Raw genomic sequence first — 19260 nt, forward strand, 5'->3', positions numbered from 1 at the left:
TCCCGGGGTCGTCGTCGTGCCGTCCGCCGGCGCGCCGTAACGCGCTTTTTACACAGGGGCCTCGGCCGTAACCTCCGCGAAACGTGGTGCCTCACGGGACGAAACCTCGCGCCACCAGACTGTCGGCTACCCGAGGTGACCCGACACCCGCGTGTCTCCAGGCCGTGCTCCGACGCAGCGTCCTCGCTCCGGGCTTTTCTCTGCACACTCACGAGAGGTTCAACAATGGATCAAGGCAATACCGCGTTCCTGCTCATCGCAGCCGCGCTGGTCCTGCTCATGACCCCCGGGCTCGCCTTCTTCTACGGCGGCCTGGTGCGTGCGAAGAGCGTCATCAGCATGATGATGCTCAGCTTCGGAGCCATGGGCCTCATCGGGGTCCTCTGGGTCCTGTACGGCTACGCGATCGCGTTCGGCAACGGCCCGTCCGGCCCCGCAGGGACCGACACCTTCGTCGGCATCGACGGCGTCCTCGGCATCGACACCGCCCAGATCGGCCTGCAGGGCATCTACAACGACGCGCTCGGCGAGCAGACGTCGGCCTACCCGACGCTGGCCTTCGCCGCGTTCCAGGCGACGTTCGCGATCATCACCGTCGCGCTCATCTCCGGCGCCATCGCCGACCGCGCGAAGTTCGGGGCCTGGATGGTCTTCGCCGGCGTCTGGGCCACCGTCGTCTACTTCCCGGTCGCCTCGTGGGTCTTCAACTTCACCCTCGGCGACGACGCCACCGTCGTCGACGGCGGCTGGATCGCCTACGGCGTCGGCGCGATCGACTTCGCGGGCGGCACCGCCGTCCACATCAACGCCGGAGCGGCGGCCCTCGCCCTCGCCCTGGTGCTCGGCAAGCGCGTCAACTTCACCAAGGGCGCGCACCAGCCGCACAACCCGCCGTTCGTGCTCCTGGGCGCCGGACTGCTGTGGTTCGGCTGGTTCGGGTTCAACGCCGGCTCCGAGCTCGCCGCCGACGGCATCGCGGCCGTCGCCTTCCTGAACACCATCGCCGCTCCGGCCGCCGCGATCCTCGGCTGGCTCGTCGTCGAGAAGATCAAGGACGGCAAGCCCACCTCGATCGGCGCCGCCTCGGGCGCGGTCGCGGGCCTCGTCGCGATCACCCCGGCCTGCGCCAGCCTGTCGCCGTTCTGGGCGATCGTCCTGGGCGTCATCACCGGCGCCGTCTGCGCCCTGGCGATCGACCTGAAGTACCGCCTCGGCTACGACGACTCGCTCGACGTGGTCGGCGTGCACCTGGTCGGCGGCCTCATCGGAACGCTCTACATCGGCTTCTTCGGCACCGGCGTGGGCCTGTTCCTCACCGGCGACGCGAGCCAGCTCGGCAAGCAGGCCCTCGCGGCCTTCACCGTCCTCGCCTACTCCTTCGTCATGACGCTCCTCATCGGCTGGATCATCCAGAAGACGATGGGCTTCCGTGTGAAGAACGAGGACGAGATCGCCGGCATCGACACGGCCATCCACGGCGAGGCGGGCTACGTCCTGGCGGACTGACCCCTCCTCCGCAGCACCCGACGGGGTGCCGGCCCTCCGGAGCCGGCACCCCGTCGGCGCGTCCGCGACGGGCGACCGCCGGGCGCGCCCCCGCGGGCGGGCGGCCGCGGATCCGGGCTAGGGTTCCGGGGTGCCCTCCTCGCGCTCGGTCGTGTCCCTGCTCCTCCGATTCCTCGGCCGCGCGGTCGCCCCGCGGCCGGACGCCGGGCCCCGCCCGCAGCGCCCGTACCTGAGCACGACGGCGCCGACGCCGGGCGCGAGCGGAGTGGGCCGCACCGTCGAGGTCGACCCGTCGCGGCTCCGCGGGGTCCGCCTGGGCTACGCGCCCACGCCCGACGGCGACCCGGACCCGGGCGAGGTCGTCTGGACCTGGGTCCCCTACGAGGAGGACGACGGCCGCGGCAAGGACCGCCCGGTGCTCGTGCTCGCGGTCGAGAAGTCGGGGACGGTTCTCGCCGTGCGGCTGAGCTCGAAGGAGCACTCCGACTACCTGGCCGTCGGCACCGGCGGCTGGGACCCGGACGGGCGCCCCAGCTGGGTCGACCCGGAGCGCGTGTTCCGCGTGCACCCCGCCGGGATGCGCCGCGAAGGAGCAGCTCTGGAGCGCGCTCGGTACGACGCCGTCGCCCGGGTGCTCACGGCGCGGTACGGCTGGCACTGAGCGCTAGAAGCCGTCGAGCGGCCACGAGTGGTCGCCGCTGACCGCCTCACAGGGCGATCCCTGCGCGTCGAACGAGGGCCGTGCTCCTCGGAGGAGGCGTCAGACCGGGTCGATCGGCACGAAGCCCGCGTACTTCGCGGCGCGGCCGTCCCCGGAGGACGTGCCGGTGAGCCTGCGCCGCACCCACGGCGCGACGTGCTGCCGGTAGTACTGCACGGTTCCGCCGCGCCGGAGTGCGGCCTCGGGAGCGTCGGGCAGCGCGGCGGGCGGTGTGAGCCCGAGCGCCCGCAGGACCCGGTCGGCCACCCGCCGGTGTCCCCGCGGGCCGAGGTGCAGGCGGTCCTCCGACCACAGCTCCGGATCGGCGAAAGCGGGGTCGTGCCAGTTGTCGGCGACGACCACGTCGGTCCGGTGGCTCGTCCGGCGCAGGACGGCGTCGGTCAGCGCGTCCCCGCGGCGGCGGATGAGAGAGCCGAGCGGGAGCCGCGGAGACGGGTCGGCGCCGGCCAGGGCGATCAGCACGACGCCCTGCTCGTCGCAGCGCTCGAGCACACGGAGGTAGGCGTCGGCGATCCGCTCGATGTCGGCGCGCGGGCGCAGCATGTCGTTGCCGCCTCCGTTGAAGGAGAGGTGGGTCGGGCCCAGGGCGAGCGCGGGCTCGAGCTGCTCGGCGAGGATCGGCGCGATGAGCCGGCCCCGGATCGCGAGATTGGCGTACTCGATCCGCTCGCCCGTGGCCGCCGCCCATCCCGCGGCCGTCAGATCGGCCCAGCCGCGCGGGGTGCCGTCCGGCCGCTCGTCGCCGACGCCCTCGGTGAAGGAATCGCCGATCGCGACGTAGCGGACGGCCGTCATCGGCGGGTTCCGGAGGTGCGCATCGTGGCACTGTACCGCTCCGCGGCCGGGCTCAGGCGCGGCGCCTCAGCGGGGTGACCGGTGCCGAGCGGGTGCTGCTGGGGCGGGCCGGCGTCGCGGCGCCCGGCGCTGCGGCGAGCAGCTCCTCCTCGGGCCGGGTGCCGGGCCGGTGCTCGCGCTCGGGACGCGGGGCGGCCCGGAACCAGGCGGCCAGCGCGGAGGACCGGCGGTGCTTCCGGTGGTCGCGATCCAGCTCGGCGGTGCCCCGGTAGCCGGAGCCCCGGGCGATGCGGTCGAGGCCGCCGAGAGCGACGGGGGTGCTCGCCATCAGAACGGCGGCCAGCTCGAGTCGGCGGAGGGCGAGGTGCTCGTCGAGGCCGAGCCCGTAGCAGCGGCGGAACCGCAGCCGCAGCAGCAGGGCGGGCATCCGCAGCTCGGCGGCGAGGTGGTGGACGGTGAAGCGCCGATCGAGGTAGCGCTCGTTGACGAGGGCGGCCGCCGCGATGGCGACGACGTCGAGCGGCCGGCGGGAGGCGGCGAGGCGGGGGGCGGGGGTCCGGGTGTCCAGGGGAGGCATGCACAGGAGACGCGCGAGGTCCCTGTTCGTGACGCGGAGGCGCGGAATGCGTTCGGGTGGCGCAGTGATCGGTGTCGGACCGGCTCGACCGGCAGGGGCTGTGCCATCGTCGGGAGGGGGCGGAGTCCCCGCCGATCCGGAACCGACACCCAGGAGACGACCGCATGGCGCACGCCGCGCTGATCATCCACAGCGCACGGAAGGTCGACGCGGCCGGGACGGTGGAGGACCACTGGCTCCTCGCGCGGGACGGCGCGATCACGGCGACCGGCACCGGCGCCGGCTGGCAGGCGCAGGCGGAGGGGGCGGAGCTGCACGACGCGCGGGGCCTCACCGCTGTCCCGGGCTTCCTCGACCTCCACGTGCACGGAGGGGGCGGTCACCGCTTCGACGGAGGAGCGGAGGCGATCCGCGCGGGCCTCGCGCTGCACCGCTCCCGCGGCACCACGCGCTCGCTGGTCAGCCTGGTGTCGGCACCGCTGGAGCAGCTGGAGGCCTCTCTGGACGCGGTCTCGGCTCTCGCGGCCGCCGACCCGCTCGTGCTCGGCGCCCACCTCGAGGGCCCGTTCCTCGCGCCCTCGTGCAGGGGAGCGCACGACCCCGCGGCTCTCGTGCACCCCTCCTCCGGCGCGGTCGACCGGCTGCTGGACGCCGCTCGCGGACGCCTCGCGCAGATCACGCTCGCGCCCGAGCTGCCGGGAGCCCTCGCGGCGGTGGAGCGGCTCGCCGGCGCCGGCACGGTGGTCGCGGTGGGCCACACCGAGGCGGACGCCGACCAGGCGCGGGCCGCGTTCCACCGCGGAGCCCGGCTGGTCACGCACGCGTTCAACGCCATGCCCGGGATCGGCCACCGCTCCCCGGGCCCGATCCCGGTGGCCCTGGGAGACGAGCGGGTCGCGCTCGAGCTGATCCTCGACGGCCGGCACGTGGACGTCGAGGTGGTGCGGCTCGCGTTCGCGGCGGCTCCCGGGCGGATCGCGCTCGTCACCGACGCGATGGCGGCGGCCGGGGCGGGCGACGGAGCGCACCGCCTCGGCCCGCTCGACGTCGAGGTGCTCGGCGGAGTCGCCCGGCTCGCGGGCACCGCTGTGCTCGCCGGATCCACGCTCACGCAGGAGGAGGCCCTGCGGCGCGCCGTCGGGCCCGGCCGGCTCGGGCTGGAGGCGTCCGTCGCCGCCCTCACCGCCGTTCCCGCCCGCGTGCTCGGCCGGGGCGACCTCGGCCTGCTGGCCCCCGGGTACCGCGCCGACGTCGTCCTGCTCGACGCATCGCTCCGCGTGCAGCGGGTCTGGGCCGAGGGGCGCCCGTTCCCCGACTCCGCGGCCGGCGCGACGCGACCCCGGGTCAGGGCGTCGGCGTGACGGTCCAGGTCCCCTCGGTCTGGACAGCCATGACGCCGGGCAGGTCGGCCTCGAACACCTCGGAGAAGGCGACGGAGTCGCCGAACAGCTGCGGCTGATCGGAGGTCGTGAATACGCGGCCGGAGAACGAGTCGTCCGGACCCGCGGGCGTGAAGTCGACCGTCACGCGCGGGACGTCGTCGGAGAAGAACAGGACGGCCGGGCCGGTGCCGGACTGCGCACCGCTCACCGTCGCGAGGTCGTTCCAGCTCTGCAGGCCGAGCGTCCACGGCCCGTCGGCTCGGACGATCACCTGCTGCTCGACGGGGTCGTCGCGGAAGATCCCGGTCAGGAACGACCCCGTCATCGGGGCGGCGGCCTCGCCGAAGGGCGTCATCCGGCCCGCGGCGGTGACGATCGCCGTGCCGGTGCAGGCCGAGCAGTCCAGGCTCAGGACGACCGCGAACTCGCCCTGCCGCTGGAACGACACGTCGGCCGGGCCGGTGCCCGAGACGGTGGCGGGGACTCCCTCGCCGACCGGCCCGGCGTCGACGACGGTTCCGACCGGCTCGGCGGTCGCCGGTGCGGAGGGGGTCGGGCTCGGAGTGATCAGGTCGGTGAGGGCGGGTCTCGGCGTCCGCGAGGCGGGCGCGGACGCCGTGGCGCCCGCCTCGGCCCCGCCGCCGGCGGTGCACCCGCCCAGCAGCAGGAGCCCCGCCGCTGCCGTCGTCGCCACTGCCGCTGTCGTCCCCCGAGCCCTCATGCGTCCAGACTGCCAGGGCTGGTCCGGATCGTCGTCCCCGGAGGGAGTCAGAGGAGCAGGGCGCCGAGGCCCGCGGCGGCGAGGACGACGATCCACGGGGGCACGGTCCAGCGCGTCAGCGCCACGAAGGCGCCGATCGCGAGCGCCAGAGCGCCGGTCGAGCCGATGCCCTCCGTCAGCACCGGGTCGTAGAGGGCGCCGCCGAGCAGTCCCACCACGCCGGCGTTCACGCCGGCCAGCGCCCTCTGCGCGACCGGCAGGTGCCGCAGCCGCTGCCAGAACGGGAGCACGCCGACCACGAGCAGAGCGCCCGGCAGGAAGATCGCGACCAGCGCGATCGCCGCCCCCGCGACACCGTCCGGCGTCCCCGCGCCCACCGCGCCGAGGAACGCGGAGAAGGTGAAGAGCGGGCCCGGCACCGCCTGCGCCGCGCCGTAGCCGGCCAGGAACTCGCTCTGCCTGACCGCGCCGGCGCCGACCGTCTGCGCCTCCAGCAGAGGCAGCACGACGTGGCCGCCCCCGAACACCAGAGCGCCCGCGCGGTAGAAGACGGAGGCGAGACCCGCCGCTCCCTCGCCGGTGAGAGCGGCGAGCAGGGGGAGGCCGGCCAGGAGGAGCCCCCAGAGGGCGAGGGCCGAGACCGCGAGCGCCATCGGGATCCGGACCGCGAAGCCCGGGCCCTCGTCCGGAGCCGCCTCCTCGCGGCGGAGCCACAGGACGCCGGCCAGGCCCGCCGCCGCGATCACCGCCACCTGCAGCGCGGGCTCCGGGGCGAGGAGCACAGCGACGGCCGCCGCGCCGGCGATCGTCGCGCGGCGGCGGTCCTGTGCGAGCGAGCGCGCCATCCCGAGCACGGCCTGCGCGACGACCGCGGCCGCCGCCGCCTGGAGGCCCAGGAGCCAGCCGGCGGAGGCGACATCGCCCGCACCGGCGACGAGCCCGGCGACGAGGACCAGGGCGATCGCCGAGGGGAGCGTGAATCCGCACCACGCGGCGACCAGTCCGGCGAGCCCCGCGCGCTGCAGGCCGACCGCCATCCCGACCTGGCTGGACGCGGGTCCGGGGAGGAACTGGCACAGCGCGACGAGGTCGGCGTACGCGCGATCGGTCAGCCAGCCGCGGCGCACCACGAACTCCTCGCGGAAGTAGCCGAGGTGCGCGATCGGCCCGCCGAACGAGGTCAGCCCGAGGCGGAGGAACACGAGGAGCACGGGGAGGGCGCCGCCCCGCTGCAGCCGACCCGTCTCCGACACGGGGGCATCCTGCCAGACGGCGGTGTCCAGCACGCGTCGTGTCACCGGAAAAGGGACGATAAGCGGCCGGATAAGCGATTCCTTCTTCTCCGGTTGATGAAACGGTGGGTAGAAATACTGAACCCCTTCTCATCCCCTCTGTTAGCCTGATCCGGCTTCCCTTTCCTTCTCGAGGAGAAGGTGATCCGCATCAGTAGCGCGAGCGCTGCCGCTCGTTCACTGAACGCCTTCTCCTCCTCTTTCGATCGGTGTACCCGGAACGGTGACGATCGGAAAGGCTCTCTCTTCCGTGACTCCTCAGGACACTGCCGTCGGCGACTCCGCCGACTCCTCCCGCACCGGCTCCCGGTCGGGCGTCAAGGCCCTCTCCGCTCTCTCCCGCCGCACGATCCTCGCCGGATCCGTCGCCGGCGCGGGCGCGATCGCCTTCGCGACGCCGGCCCTCGCGGCCGGCGACCTCGCCGCGGTGCCCCGACTGCCCGGCGAGGTCTCGCGCCTGTCCACCGCCACGTCGAAGACGGGCGGGAAGCGCTACGAGATCATCGACGTCGTCGTCGCGGGGGACCGGGCGCGCCTGTTCGTGCCGCACGCGACGCCTCCGTCGCAGACCAGGGGCGCATCGATGCTCTGGTACTACCACGCCCGCAACGGCACCCACACGGCGCTCTCGAGCGCCTTCGCGTACTCGGCCGACCTCGCCGTGGACCGCGGCATCGTCAGCATCTGCCCGACCTACGGCGGCAGCATCTGGTCGAGCCCGCGGGCGATCGAGATCCAGGCCGCTGTCGTCGCCTGGGCCTCGTCGGTATGGCGGATCGACGCGAGCCTCCTGCGCTCCGACTCCGGGGGCGGGCCGCTTCTGACCTGGGCCTACGGGAAGCGGATGGTGCCGAACATCCGGGGCGCGTACCTCTGCAACAGCTCCTACGACATGGAGGAGCGGGCGGCGAGCGAACCGGACCGGATCGGCCCCGAGTACGCCGACGCCGCGGCCATCGCCGCCACCAACCCGGCGCGGCTGCCCGCGTCGGTGTGGCGCGGTGCGCGGCTGAGGATCACAGGATCGCCCGACGACAAGGTCGTGCCGTTCGCCCTGCACGGCGCCGCCCTCCACGCCGCGGCCCTGCCCCTGGCGAAGGAGGCGACGGTCCGCACCCACCCGGGGGAGGGCACCGACGGGCACAAGGTCCCGAGCTTCACCAACAAGGAGATGCTCGACACCTTCCAGCGCTGGATCACCGAGGGCCCCGTGCCGCAGACGGCGCCCGAGCCCGAGACGCCACCCGTGTCCACGCTGCCCGGCGCGGGCACCTACGAGAACGGCGCCGCGCAGATCGTCACCACCGGCACCTGGACGACGCTGAAGGCCACCGCGGACAGCGGCGGGAGCATCGCCTACTCGACCAGCTCCGGCGCCTCCGCGACGCTCGCCTTCACCGGCACGAGCATCGCCTGGATCAGCCGACTCACGTCGTCCTCCGGGATCAACGACGTCGAGCTCGACGGTGTGAAGGTCGCCTCCGTCGACCGCTACAGCGCGTCCACCCGCTCGAAGCAGACGGTGTGGAGCAGCGGACAGCTCGCCGCCGGGCCGCACACGCTGACGATCCGCCGGGGGAGCGGCCGCAATCCGGCCTCGACCGGGACCAACCTGCTGCTCGACTCCTTCGTGGTCGGCGACGCGACGCCTCCGCCGGCCACGACGCTGCCCGGAGCGGGCACCTACGAGAACGGCGCCGCCCCGATCGTCACGACCGGCACCTGGTCGACGTTGAAGGCGAGCACGGACAGCGGCGGCAGCATCGCCTACTCGACCACCGCGGGCGCCTCCGCAACCCTCGCCTTCACGGGTACCAGCGTGAGCTGGATCAGCCGCCTCACCGGCTCGTCCGGCATCAACGAGGTCGAGCTCGACGGAGTCAAGGTCGCGTCCGTCGACCGCTACAGCGCCGCGACGCGGTCGAAGCAGACGGTCTGGAGCAGCGGACAGCTCGCGGCCGGGCCGCACACGGTGACCATCCGCCGCGGGAGCGGCCGCAACCCGGCCTCGAGCGGCACCAACCTGATCCTCGACGCGTTCGTGGTCGGCGACGCCGCTCCGGTCCCCACGGTCACCGTGCCCACGCCGATCGCGGAGTGGTCCTTCGCCGAGAGCGCCGCCCCCTTCGCCTCGGCCGTCGCGGGCGCTCCGGCGCTCCGGCAGGGCGCGGGCTCCTCCGCCCGCGCCGTCGCCACGCCGTTCGGCACCGGAGTCGCCCTCAACGGGACGACGGACCACCTGGTCGTCCCCAAGGACGAGGTCGGCCCGCTCAACCTGGGCGCCTCGACCGGCCAGGTGACGATCGCGGTGTGGGTGCTCATTTCCGACGCGGACGGCGCCTGCATCGCGGGCGTCTGGGAGGAGTCGACGGTCGGGCCGCTGCGCTCCTATGCGCTGTTCAACAACCTCCCTGAGTACGGCGGCTGGGAGCGCGTGTGCATGCACGTCTCGAAGCTCGGCGGGCCGACGCCCGGCTACCCGTACTCGCGCGACTACTCGGTGGAGCCCCGCCGGATCACGCGCGGCGTGTGGCAGTTGCACGTCGGGACGTACGACGGCGCAGTCGCGGTCTCGTACCTCGACGGCGCCGCCACCGCGTACCCGGTGTACACCGACAAGCTCGGCGCGACCTACGCCAAGAACCCCTACGTCTACCCCGACGGCCTCAACGCGGCTCCGGGCGACTTCGTGGTCGGAGCGGTCGGCCGGGACGGCACGATGATCAACCGCTTCGCCGGCTCCCTCGCCCGACTGCGGGTGTGGGACCGGGCGCTGACCGCGGAGCAGGTGAAGCAGCTCTACTCGGCCGAGAAGGGCGCACTCGGCTGACGACACGAGGGCGGTGACACGAGTCCGAGAAGCGGATGATCCGCTTCTCGGACAAGGCCGTGTGAGCATTAGCCGGTGTCCCTCTTTCGAGGATGATTTTATCGGCTGAATTCGGATCTGCGGGCGGCCGCTCCACTGCTGCTCCGCCGTTCTCCGCCGCCTGTGTCCGCTGCGCGGGATTCCGCACTCACGCGGACGTGCGCTCCCGGAGGGGCGGACCGGGAATTCATCGCCCGGCGGCCGCGCAGCCCTGTCCCGGATCTCGGAGTGCGGCCCCGCGCCAGATGCGCACCGGCGCGACCACCTCCCAGCCGAGGGTGAGGTAGAGGGCGCGGCCGTCCGCGCTGGCGACGAGGAGACCGCTCCGTGCACCCTCGGACCGAGCCCAGGCGGTGAGGGCGTCGACGACCCGCCGTCCCAGTCCGCGTCGGCGGAACCGCGCATCGGCCTCGATCCTGTCCAGGACCGCGACCGTCCCGTGCACGGCGGCGGTGCCCTGAGCGGCGACGACTCCGTCGACCAGCAGCCGGACGCCCGCCACTCCGTCGGCGGCCTCGAGCACGGCTCCCTCGAGCAGGGCTCCCTCGGCGGTGCGGCTCGGGCCGAGGGACGCCGCCATCAGGCTCTCGTCGCCCGACACGAGCTCCAGCCCGGCGGCGGGCGCGAGGCGGGCGTCGTCGCCCAGGCCGATGACCGTCATCCACTCCCGGGGCCCGGCCGTCTGCTCGGCGCCCGCCTGCAGCGCGGAGGGCGACGGATCGACCAGGATCCGCTCCCGCGTGCGCGACTCCGCTCCGACATCGACCAGCCAGGCCTCGTCCTCGCGGACGCGCTGCACGCCGCGTGCACGGCACCAGCCCTCGATCCAGTCGTCCACCCGCTCCGTCGTCGTGATCACGCCCCGAGAGTAGCCGCGACCGGACGGACGCGGTCGTGGAATGGGGCTCTGCTGGCGGCGGCCGTCGATCCACGCCAGGGCCCCCCTCGCCGCGGATCGCACCCCGCGCACCGCGATCCGCCGGGTCCTCCCGTTGTCAACCTCAGTGCCACGGCGCCGTCCCCGGCCCTACCGTCGGCGCGAGACATCCGCTGCACCGCCGGGACCCTGACGGCCGTGCCGAGAGTGAGGGGCCGATCCGATGCCCAGGCAGGACGGCGACCCGCGGAGCACCACCCGAGTGCTGCGCGAGCTGGTCTCCGCGTTCGAGGATCCGGGGGCCGTGCACCCGGCGCTCGCCCGGCAGGTGCGGAGCGCCGCCCGCGAGCTGCTCGGCGCGTCGGAGCGGGAACCGCTGCGCCTGCGCGTGCGGATGCCGACCCTGATGGTCCCGCGCTCGGTCGTGGACGAGGTGCCCGATCCGCCCCCGGTGCCGCCCGCCGCGCTCTGACCCGACGGCGCTCGTACACTCGGACGATGCGACACGGCATCGTCATCCTCCCGCAGGACCCGTGGGCCGAGGCCCGCCGGAAGTGGCAGTCGGCCGAGGGCCTGGGCTTCGACCACGCGTGGACCTACGACCACCTCTCCTGGCGCTCCCTCGCCGACCAGCCGTGGCACGCGACCGTCCCCACCCTCACCGCTGCCGCGATGGTGACCGAGACGCTCCGCCTGGGCACGTTCGTGGCCTCCCCGAACTTCCGCCACCCGGTGCCGTTCGCGAAGGAGATCGCGACGCTGGACGAGATCTCGGGCGGTCGGACGATCCTCGGGGTCGGCTCGGGCGGCACGGGCTTCGACGCGCGCGTGCTCGGGCAGCCCGACTACTCGCCCCGGCAGCGGCACGAGCGCTTCACCGAGTTCGTCACGGCCCTCGACGCGCTGCTGCGCTTCGAGGAGCCCGGCTCGAGCGGCGTGGACCTCGAGAGGGAGTGGTTCACCGCCCGCTCGGCGCGCATGGTGGGCGAGCCCGTGCAGAGCCCCCGCGTCCCGTTCGTCCTCGCCGCGAACGGGCCGAAGGGCCTCGCGCTCGTCGCCGAGCGCGGGCAGGGCTGGGTCACCACCGGCCCGGAGGGAGTGTCGAGCGAGGAGTGGTGGCGGGCGGTCGCGTCCCTCTCCCGGCGGCTCGACGCGGCGCTCGAGGCGGCCGGGCGCGACCCGCGCACCGTCGAGCGCCACCTCTCGCTCGACTCCGGGAGCGACTACTCCCTCGAGAGCGTCGCCCGGTTCGAGGACATGGCCGGCCGGGCGGAGGAGCTCGGCTTCACGGACGTGATCGCGCACTGGCCGCGGCGCGACGGCGTCTACGCGGGCGACGACGAGGTCCTCTACGAGGTCGCCTCGCGCTTCTGACCGGGCCTCGGGGGCTCCGGAGCGGTCCTCAGACCGCGCGGGCGCTCCCGCGGTCGACGAGACGCGCGGGCAGGAGGCGGATCGACGGCTCCTCGCCGCGGGACGGCTGCTCGATCCGCTCGACGAGCGTGTCGACCAGGTGCGCGCCGAGCTCGGCGGCACCCGTCTCGACGTAGCTGTAGGGGAGCGAGAAGTCGCGGGCGAACTCGGCCGAGTACAGGCTCACGACGGACAGCTGCCCGGGCACGGCGACAGCGCGTCGGCCCAGGATCGCGGGAAGCATCGCGATGGTCCGGTCGCTGTGGACGACCAGCGCCGTGAGACCGGGGTTGTCGTCGAGGAACGCCGTGACCATCGGCTCGACGGCGTCGGCGGCGGTGGCGGCCGGGCGCAGCACCAGCTCGATCCCGAGCCGACCGGCGGTCTCGAGAGCCGACTCGCGGAACCGGAGCCCGTAGGTCCCTCCGCGGTCGAAGACGCGCTCAGGAGGGGTGACGAGACCGATGCTCCGATGCCCGAGGGCGCCCAGGTGCTCGATCAGCAGGCGGGCCGCGTCGCCGAAGTCGAGGTCGAAGACGTCCACCCCGGAGGCGTCCGCGGGCACGCCGAGGGCGGCACCGGGCCGCCGCGAGGCGCGCAGGACGGGCAGCCGGTCGTCGTCGTCCGCGACGCTCAGGAGGATCAGTCCGTCGACCTGGCCGGAGCGCGTGAGCCGGCGGACGGCAGCCGCCCCGTCGGCCTCGGTGGCCAGCAGCACGTCGTAGCCGAGCTCGCGGGCGCGGGCCGTGATGGGGAGGACGTACTCGACCATCGCGGGCGCGAACTCGTCCGGGTCGAAGTGGACGAGCAGGCCCAGCGCCATGGTGCGGCGCGTCGCGAGCGCCCGTGCTCCGGCGTTGACCGTGAAGTCGAGCTCGGCGATCGCGTCCTCGATGCGCTTGCGCGTCTCGGGGGAGATGCTGCGCTTGCCGGAGAGGACGTACGACACCGTGCTGCGAGAGACCCCTGCCGCTTTCGCGACGTCTCCGATCGTGGCCATCTCCACCCCCGCTCGAACCGTGTCGAGAGTGGCAGTGCGGCGCGGCGCACGCAACTCGGTCGCCGCGTCCCCGGAGCGAGGACCGGACGCTGCGGCTCCGGCGCTCTGCTCGTCCACGGCGCGCTCGTCCCCGTCGGGGAACCTCCGGTCCCGACGACACGCCGACGCGGCCGGGCGCACGAGGTGCCCGGCCGCGTCAGGGCGTTCTGGACGGATCAGCCGCAGCGCGCCGCACCGTAGGCCGGTGCCGTGGATCCGCTCGCGGCAGCGCCGTCGACCGTCCCCGCGATCCGCACGTCGAGAGCGCCGGCTCCGACGCTCGCAGCGCGGGTGCTGAAGGCGGCTGAGACCGTCTTGCCGGGAGCGACCCCGGTGAAGGTCTTCGTGCCCCAGGCCGAGCCGATCGTGACGTCAGCGGCGACCGCGCTGGTGTTGGTCGCCGTCCCCGTGATCGTGACCTTCCCCGCGGTGCAGCGCGAGGCCGCCGTGCCGCTCACCGTCAGGCCCGTGGTCCGCCCGACGAAGGGCGTGACAGAGATCCTGTCGATGTTGGGCGCGTACTGCGAGGTGAGCAGGACGCCGGGGAAGGTGTCGGAGAGGTAGGTCGTCCCGTCGAAGCCCGGGAGCTCCTTCGAGGTGATCGCGATGGTGTTCGAGCCCTTCCTGAGCGTGACCGGCACGCTCAGGTCCCACAGCTGGTTCTGGTGGAACGTGTGCGGGAAGAGCACGCGCTGCGTCACTCCGTTGACCGTGATGTCCGCGTGGCGGGCGAGCGGGTCGGGGTTGTAGTGCGTCGCGGGGGACTGCTCCTCGTTGGAGTAGCGCAGCGTGAGCGCGTACGTCCCGTCCTGCTCGGCCTTCACGTCGCCGAAGGTCAGGGTCGAGTCGCCGTCGCGTCCGCCGCCGATGTTCCCGACGGCCTTGCCGCCCGACGCGAAGGACAGGTCGCGGACCGTGGCGGGGCCGGTGATCGTGGCCGCCTCCGCCTCGTAGCTCGTCGTCGCGGGCGGGTTCGCGCTCGCTCCGATGACGATCCGATCGACGAGGAGCGTGCCGCTCGTGCCGACGACCTCGATCTTGTTCACGCCGCCCGAGAGGAAGACCTGGCGGGTCGAGCTCGCGCCCACCGGCCCGACCTTCACGTCGTTGACGTAGAGGTCGCCGGTGCCGCCGCCCAGGGTGTCCACGGTCACGGAGGACGGCGCGTCCTTCGCGGAGTAGCCCCAGACGGTGGTGGAGGCGCCGCTGGTGAGCGTCGCCGTGCCCGAGCCGGAGACGCCGGCGCGGGAGTAGTCGGCCGTCGCTCCGTTCTCGAGCGTGCCGGTCTCGGCCTCGTGGATCGAGGTCGCGGCGGCCGCGCTGGGGAGGGAGAGCTCGATCTTGTCGACGATCGCGTCGCCCACGGTCGACTTCGTGCCGGCGAGGTTCTTCGCGGCGAGCGAGATCGTGTGGGTGCCGGCGGTCAGCTTCACCTTGGTGTCCGCGTGGTCCCAGACCACGAACTTGTAGGCCAGCGGAAGGAGGATCTCCTGCTCCGCAGCGCCGTCGACGCTCAGGAACGCGTTGATCGGACCCTGCTGGGCGTTGGCGGCGTAGGTGTTGAGGGAGTTGGCGAAGACGCTGAGGTCGTACTCGCCGTCCTTCGGGACGGTGACCGCGAAGTCGAGCTTCAGGTCGCCGCCGGTGCGGATCCCGCCGACGTTGCGTCCGCCCGAGGTGTAGAAGCCGCCGACGTTGGTCGGCGAGCCCTCGGGTCCGTTGAGGTTCCGCGATCCGGTGTAGCGGGCGTCCTCGGCCTCGTACTTCTGGCGGAAGGCGACGGGCGAGGCGGACGGGGACGACGCGTTGGCGCCCGGGGTCAGGACGACCTCGTAGGCGGAGTCGACGTCGAGCGCGGGCAGGGATCCGCCGAAGTCGAGCGAGAGGGCGCCGTCCACGACGGACGCGTCGAACTCCTTGACCGTCTGCGGGGCTCCCGAGTCGCCGACCTGGCCGGTCCAGCGGATCTCGCTGACCTCCACGTGGACCTTCGAGCCGAAGGTGGCGGCCGGGATGCGCTCGAACGCGACCTTCTGCGAGCCGCCGACGCCTCCGAAGAGGGCTCTCGCCTGCTTGGCCGCGGTGTCGAGGGTCGCGACGCCCTGGAGTGTGTAGCTCTGGCCGGGCTTGGGCGGCGTGACCGCGACGGTGTCGCCGGTCATCGAGGCGTAGGCGTTGAGGAGCCACCACTGGCCGTTGGCGCGGTTGGCCTGCACCGCGGAGTCGGAGAGGTTGCCGTCGATGTTCCAGTAGGCGATGTCGCCGTCGACCTTCTTGTCCTCGAGCGCGCTGATCCACTGGACCATCTGGCCGGGCACGGAGGTGTGGTAGTTGAAGGCGTACTCGTTGAGGTTCACCGGCAGGTGCTTCCCGGCGTAGGACGTGCCCGCGTACAGCTCGTCCTCCCAGGCCCGGAAGCGGTCGACGTTGGTGCGGATCTCACCCGGGGCGCTCAGCTCGTGCCAGGTCATCACGTCGGGGACGGTGTCCTGCTCGAGCGTGTGGGTCATGAACCCGCGGACCTGGTCGTAGAGGACGCTGGTGTTCGGTCCGGCGATGCGGGCGTCGGGCATCCTGTCGCGGATCAGCGCGTAGGTGCTGTCCCAGGCCGCGAAGAACGCGGTCGGGTCCTCCAGCCAGCTCTTCCCGTTGTAGCTCCACTTCCCGTTGCCGAACATGTTGCCCTCGGGCTCGTTGAACGGCACGAACACGATGTTGTCCTGGTACTCCTCGGGGAGCGCGAGCACCTGGTCGACCTGCGTGGCGATCTTCGCCTGGTAGTCGGCCAGCTTCTCCTGGGGAGTGCTGCCCGGCCACTCGTAGGGGAAGCCGCGGTAGATGTCCGTCATGTAGATGTAGGTGTCGCCGTCCGAGGTGTCGGCGACGGCCTTAGCGACGCTCAGCGCGTCCGCGCCCGGATGCTGAGGCCCGTCCTGCGCCTTGGTCGAGACCGTGCGCAGGTCGATCCCCTCGAGGAGGTTGTCGGAGGGGAGGCCCTCGCCGTAGACCCCGTAGAGGGTGCCGGACGCGCCGCCCATGAACTCCCCGGTGCTCGCGCCGAGGTCGATGGTCATCTCGTCGAGTGCGCGCACCGTGACGGTCGCCGTGACCGCGGTGCCGAGGCCGGTGACGGTGCCCTTCACGGTGAAGGTGCCGCGCTTCGCGTACGCGGAGGCGGGGACGCTCTCCCAGGTGACCGGGGCGTCGCGGTTCACGCCGTCGGAGTAGGTGGCGGGGACCCCCGGCAGGGCCGGCGCGACGCCGATGCCGGTGGTGACCGCGACGCTCGTCGAGAGAACGCCGGTGACGGCCGGCGCGGCGTCGCCCGCCAGACCCCGGACCTGCGCGGCGGTCAGAGCCCGGTTGTAGACGCGGAAGTCGTCGATCGCTCCGTCGAAGTAGGGGTGCACGTTCCAGAGCGCCCGGCCGATGTTGCCGCTCTTGGAGGCGGAGGCGGAGTAGAGCTGCTTCGCGAGGTCGACGGAGGCGGGAGCCGTCGCGACCTGCAGACCGTTGAGGTACAGGGTCACGGTCGTGCCGTCCATCGTCGCGGTGACGTTGACCCACTGGTCCTTCTGCAGCGGCGAGGAGCTGGAGACTCCGGTCTCGCCGCCGTCCTTCAGCTGCTTGATGATCGCGCGGGCGCTGCCGCCGTCGAACGACGGAGCGAAGGCCGACGCGGCGTCGGGGCTGATGCCCAGGCACCACAGCCACTGGAAGCCTCCGGTGCCGGACCACTTCGTCCAGGCGGAGACGGTGGTCTGCGTCACGCCCTGGAAGAGCCCGTTCGGCACGGTCAGGTACGGCGCGGAGGTCGAGTCCGCCGCGCCCCCGGGAAGGTCGATCGCGGTCGTACCGGCCTTCCGACCCGCGACGTACGTCGCTCTCGCGCTGTTGACGACGGTGCCGTCGAGCTTCTTCGACGAGAGGTCGGCGACCGTGGATCCGGACACCTGCCCCTGCTCGAAGTCGTACTGGAGGATGAGCGCGTCGGCGGGGACGGTGGTGTCGGCCGCGGAGGCGGACTCGGCGCTCGGGAGAGCGACGGCGAGGGCGGCGAGTGTCGCGGCACTCAGCGCGAGGGCGAGGGAGCGGGTGCCGCGCCTCGGGGAGGACATCGTTGTCACGCTGGTCACTTTCTGTGGGGACAGCCGGCCGGACGACGGCGGGCGTCGGTCCGGGGTCGGAGCAACAGTGCTTCGAACCGGTTCGACAAAACTAGGTTCCGCGCCTGCGACACGCAAGAGGACCTGAGAAGTTCCTCGTCCGGCTCGCAGGTGCCGGCGGTCGCTCGGGCTCTCGCCGGGACCCGTCAGCCCGCCGGAGCGGCCGTCGCCGCGGAGATCGGCGACCGGCCCGCAGGAGGACGTCCTGGACGCGGTCGAGGGGAGCCGCCCGGACTGGCTGAGCCCGGACGGCGTCCTTCCGCGGTGACCCGCGGGACCGCGGCGGCCTGTGCCGCGTGCGGGAGGATGAGGGCATGACGCTCCCTCGGCCGACGCTCCTCTCCCCGCCGCTCCAGGACCGGCTGGCCCGGTGGTTCGACGAGGAGGCGCCGCCGGCCCCCTCGCTGAGCTGGGCCCTGTTCGACCGCAGCGGGCTGCTCGTCCACCACGGCCGCGGCGAGCACCGCCTCGACGGCGCCGCTCCCGGGCCCGGGACCGTGCACCGCATCGCCTCCATGTCGAAGAGCTTCGAGGCGGCGGCGGTGCTGATCCTGCGCGACCGCGGGCTGCTCCGCCTCGACGACCGCGTCGCCGACCACGTGCCGGAGTTCACCGACCCGCTCGACTCCGCGGGCCTGCCGCTGCCCGTGACGATCAGGATGCTCCTCAGCAACTGCTCGGGGCTCCCGGAGGACAACGGCTGGGCCGACGACGTCATGGCTCTGACGCGGGAGGAGTTCCTCGAGGTCGTCAGCCGCGGGCTGACCTTCACGGAGCGGCCGGGTGAGGTCTACCAGTACTCCAACATCGGCTTCTGGCTGCTCGGCGTGCTCGTCGAGAACGTGACCGGGGAGGACTTCCCGACCTTCGCGACGCGGACGATCCTCGAGCCGCTCGGCCTCCACGACACCCGCTACGACAGCGGCGACTACCCCGACGGCACCGACCTGGCGGCCGGCTTCAGCACCTTCGACGACGGAGGGACCTGGGTGCCCCGCCCCGTGACCGGCACCGGAGCGGGCGCCTGCGCCGCGAGCATGTTCAGCACGGTCGGCGACATCGCCCGCTGGAGCGGCTGGCTCTCCTCCGCGTTCGAGGGCGAGGACGGCGCGGACGACGACCCGGTGCTGAGCCGTGCCTCCCGCCGCGAGATGCAGCGCGGCTGGACGCCGGTCCCCGCGCTGAGCCCTCGCACCGTCGAGAGCACGCTCGACGGCTCCGCGTACGGGTTCGGCCTCGTCGTCGAGCACGACGTCCGCTTCGGCGGGATCGCCCACCACTCCGGCGGCCTGCCGGGCTGGTCGTCGAACATGCGGTGGCATCTGGAGTCGGGCCTGGGGGCCGTGGTCTTCGCGACCGCGAACGGGGCGAAGCTCGCCGCCGCCGCGACGGGACTGCTCCGCGCCGCCCTCGAGGACACCGCTCCTCCGGCGCGGACCATCACCCTCCTCCCGTCGACGCTCGCCGCGGCCGCCGCCGTCGAGGCCGCGATCGTCGCGGGAGACCTCACCCGGGCGGGGGAGCCGGGCAGCGGCGCCCTGTTCAGCCCCAACCTGCTGAGCGATGTGCCGGCCGACGTGCGCGCCCGCCGCCTCGCCACGGCGATCGCGGAGATCGGCGGGCTCGCCGAGGACCCGACCGCGAGGCCGCTGGTGGAGCGGCTGCTCTGGAGCGCCTCCGCGGCGCAGGCGGCCTTCCTCCTGCCGGGCCGCGACGGAGAGCTCGAGTGCCGGCTCGAGACCACGCCGACCGTCCCGGCCCTGATCCAGCGCCTCGAGATCGTCGTGCGCGAGGCTCCGACGGCTGCCCTCCCGGTCGTGCGCTTCTACCGCCCTCAGGCCGGCTAGCGGTCGAAGACGAGGCGCGGACGCGGCGGACCTCGACGCTCGCGCACCGAGAACG

At 73.3% G+C, this 19260-nt stretch carries 14 protein-coding genes; 7 read left to right on the forward strand and 7 right to left on the reverse strand.

Annotated elements, in window-relative coordinates; genetic code table 11:
• The first annotated feature begins 225 nt into the window (after positions 1–225).
• Both C5C74_RS04900 and C5C74_RS04905 read left to right on the forward strand, forming a co-directional pair.
• Positions 226–1506, forward strand: coding sequence for an ammonium transporter (locus C5C74_RS04900; protein ID WP_104222080.1), 1281 nt, complete (start codon positions 226–228; stop codon positions 1504–1506).
• A gap of 130 nt (positions 1507–1636) precedes the next feature.
• Positions 1637–2167, forward strand: a complete 531-nt coding sequence (locus C5C74_RS04905; protein WP_219813439.1) for a type II toxin-antitoxin system PemK/MazF family toxin — start codon at positions 1637–1639, stop codon at positions 2165–2167.
• A 99-nt stretch (positions 2168–2266) separates the two neighbouring features.
• Here the strand turns inward: C5C74_RS04905 and C5C74_RS04910 are convergent, their stop codons facing one another.
• Together C5C74_RS04910 and C5C74_RS04915 are read right to left on the reverse strand one after the other, a co-directional pair.
• The gene (locus tag C5C74_RS04910; RefSeq protein ID WP_104351079.1) at positions 2267–3022 is read right to left on the reverse strand and encodes an SGNH/GDSL hydrolase family protein; all 756 of its coding nucleotides are present in this window, start codon (positions 3020–3022) and stop codon (positions 2267–2269) included.
• A gap of 52 nt (positions 3023–3074) precedes the next feature.
• Positions 3075–3599, reverse strand: coding sequence for a hypothetical protein (locus tag C5C74_RS04915; RefSeq protein ID WP_104351080.1), 525 nt, complete (start codon positions 3597–3599; stop codon positions 3075–3077).
• Positions 3600–3763: 164 nt separating this feature from the next.
• On the opposite strand from C5C74_RS04915, the gene C5C74_RS04920 reads away from it, so the two are divergent.
• Positions 3764–4960 carry an N-acetylglucosamine-6-phosphate deacetylase gene (locus C5C74_RS04920; protein ID WP_104351081.1) on the forward strand — a complete coding sequence of 399 codons (1197 nt, stop codon included), beginning with the start codon at positions 3764–3766 and terminating at the stop codon, positions 4958–4960.
• Here C5C74_RS04920 and C5C74_RS04925 read toward each other — a convergent pair.
• The gene (locus C5C74_RS04925; protein ID WP_104351082.1) at positions 4944–5675 is read right to left on the reverse strand and encodes a hypothetical protein; all 732 of its coding nucleotides are present in this window, start codon (positions 5673–5675) and stop codon (positions 4944–4946) included. The genes C5C74_RS04920 and C5C74_RS04925 overlap by 17 nt on opposite strands.
• Positions 5676–5749: 74 nt before the next feature.
• Complete coding sequence (gene chrA, locus C5C74_RS04930; protein ID WP_258064097.1) at positions 5750–6955, reverse strand: chromate efflux transporter; 1206 nt, start codon at positions 6953–6955, stop codon at positions 5750–5752.
• Positions 6956–7244: 289 nt separating this feature from the next.
• Between chrA and C5C74_RS04935 the strand changes: the two genes are divergently transcribed.
• The gene (locus C5C74_RS04935; protein ID WP_104351083.1) at positions 7245–9824 is read left to right on the forward strand and encodes a LamG-like jellyroll fold domain-containing protein; all 2580 of its coding nucleotides are present in this window, start codon (positions 7245–7247) and stop codon (positions 9822–9824) included.
• A gap of 226 nt (positions 9825–10050) precedes the next feature.
• Here C5C74_RS04935 and C5C74_RS04940 read toward each other — a convergent pair whose 3' ends face one another.
• On the reverse strand, positions 10051–10722 hold the full coding sequence (locus C5C74_RS04940; protein WP_219813440.1) for a GNAT family N-acetyltransferase: 672 nt from the start codon (positions 10720–10722) through the stop codon (positions 10051–10053).
• Positions 10723–10963: 241 nt separating this feature from the next.
• On the opposite strand from C5C74_RS04940, the gene C5C74_RS04945 reads away from it, so the two are divergent.
• Positions 10964–11212, forward strand: coding sequence for a hypothetical protein (locus C5C74_RS04945; protein WP_146076891.1), 249 nt, complete (start codon positions 10964–10966; stop codon positions 11210–11212).
• Positions 11213–11238: 26 nt separating this feature from the next.
• Entirely contained in the window at positions 11239–12114 is an 876-nt protein-coding gene (locus C5C74_RS04950; protein WP_104351084.1) for an LLM class flavin-dependent oxidoreductase, read from the forward strand.
• 28 nt (positions 12115–12142) lie between these two features.
• Here the strand turns inward: C5C74_RS04950 and C5C74_RS04955 are convergent, their stop codons facing one another.
• Together C5C74_RS04955 and C5C74_RS04960 are read right to left on the reverse strand one after the other, a co-directional pair.
• On the reverse strand, positions 12143–13153 hold the full coding sequence (locus C5C74_RS04955; RefSeq protein ID WP_104246852.1) for a LacI family DNA-binding transcriptional regulator: 1011 nt from the start codon (positions 13151–13153) through the stop codon (positions 12143–12145).
• A 215-nt stretch (positions 13154–13368) separates the two neighbouring features.
• Positions 13369–17310, reverse strand: coding sequence for a LamG-like jellyroll fold domain-containing protein (locus C5C74_RS04960; RefSeq protein WP_104351085.1), 3942 nt, complete (start codon positions 17308–17310; stop codon positions 13369–13371).
• Positions 17311–17672: 362 nt separating this feature from the next.
• On the opposite strand from C5C74_RS04960, the gene C5C74_RS04965 reads away from it, so the two are divergent.
• Positions 17673–19205 (forward strand): serine hydrolase, encoded by a 1533-nt coding sequence (locus C5C74_RS04965; RefSeq protein ID WP_104351086.1) that lies wholly within the window; start codon positions 17673–17675, stop codon positions 19203–19205.
• The last annotated feature ends 55 nt before the right edge of the window (positions 19206–19260 follow it).

This window comes from Rathayibacter sp. AY1E8, from assembly GCF_002931415.1.
Lineage (GTDB): Bacteria > Actinomycetota > Actinomycetes > Actinomycetales > Microbacteriaceae > Rathayibacter.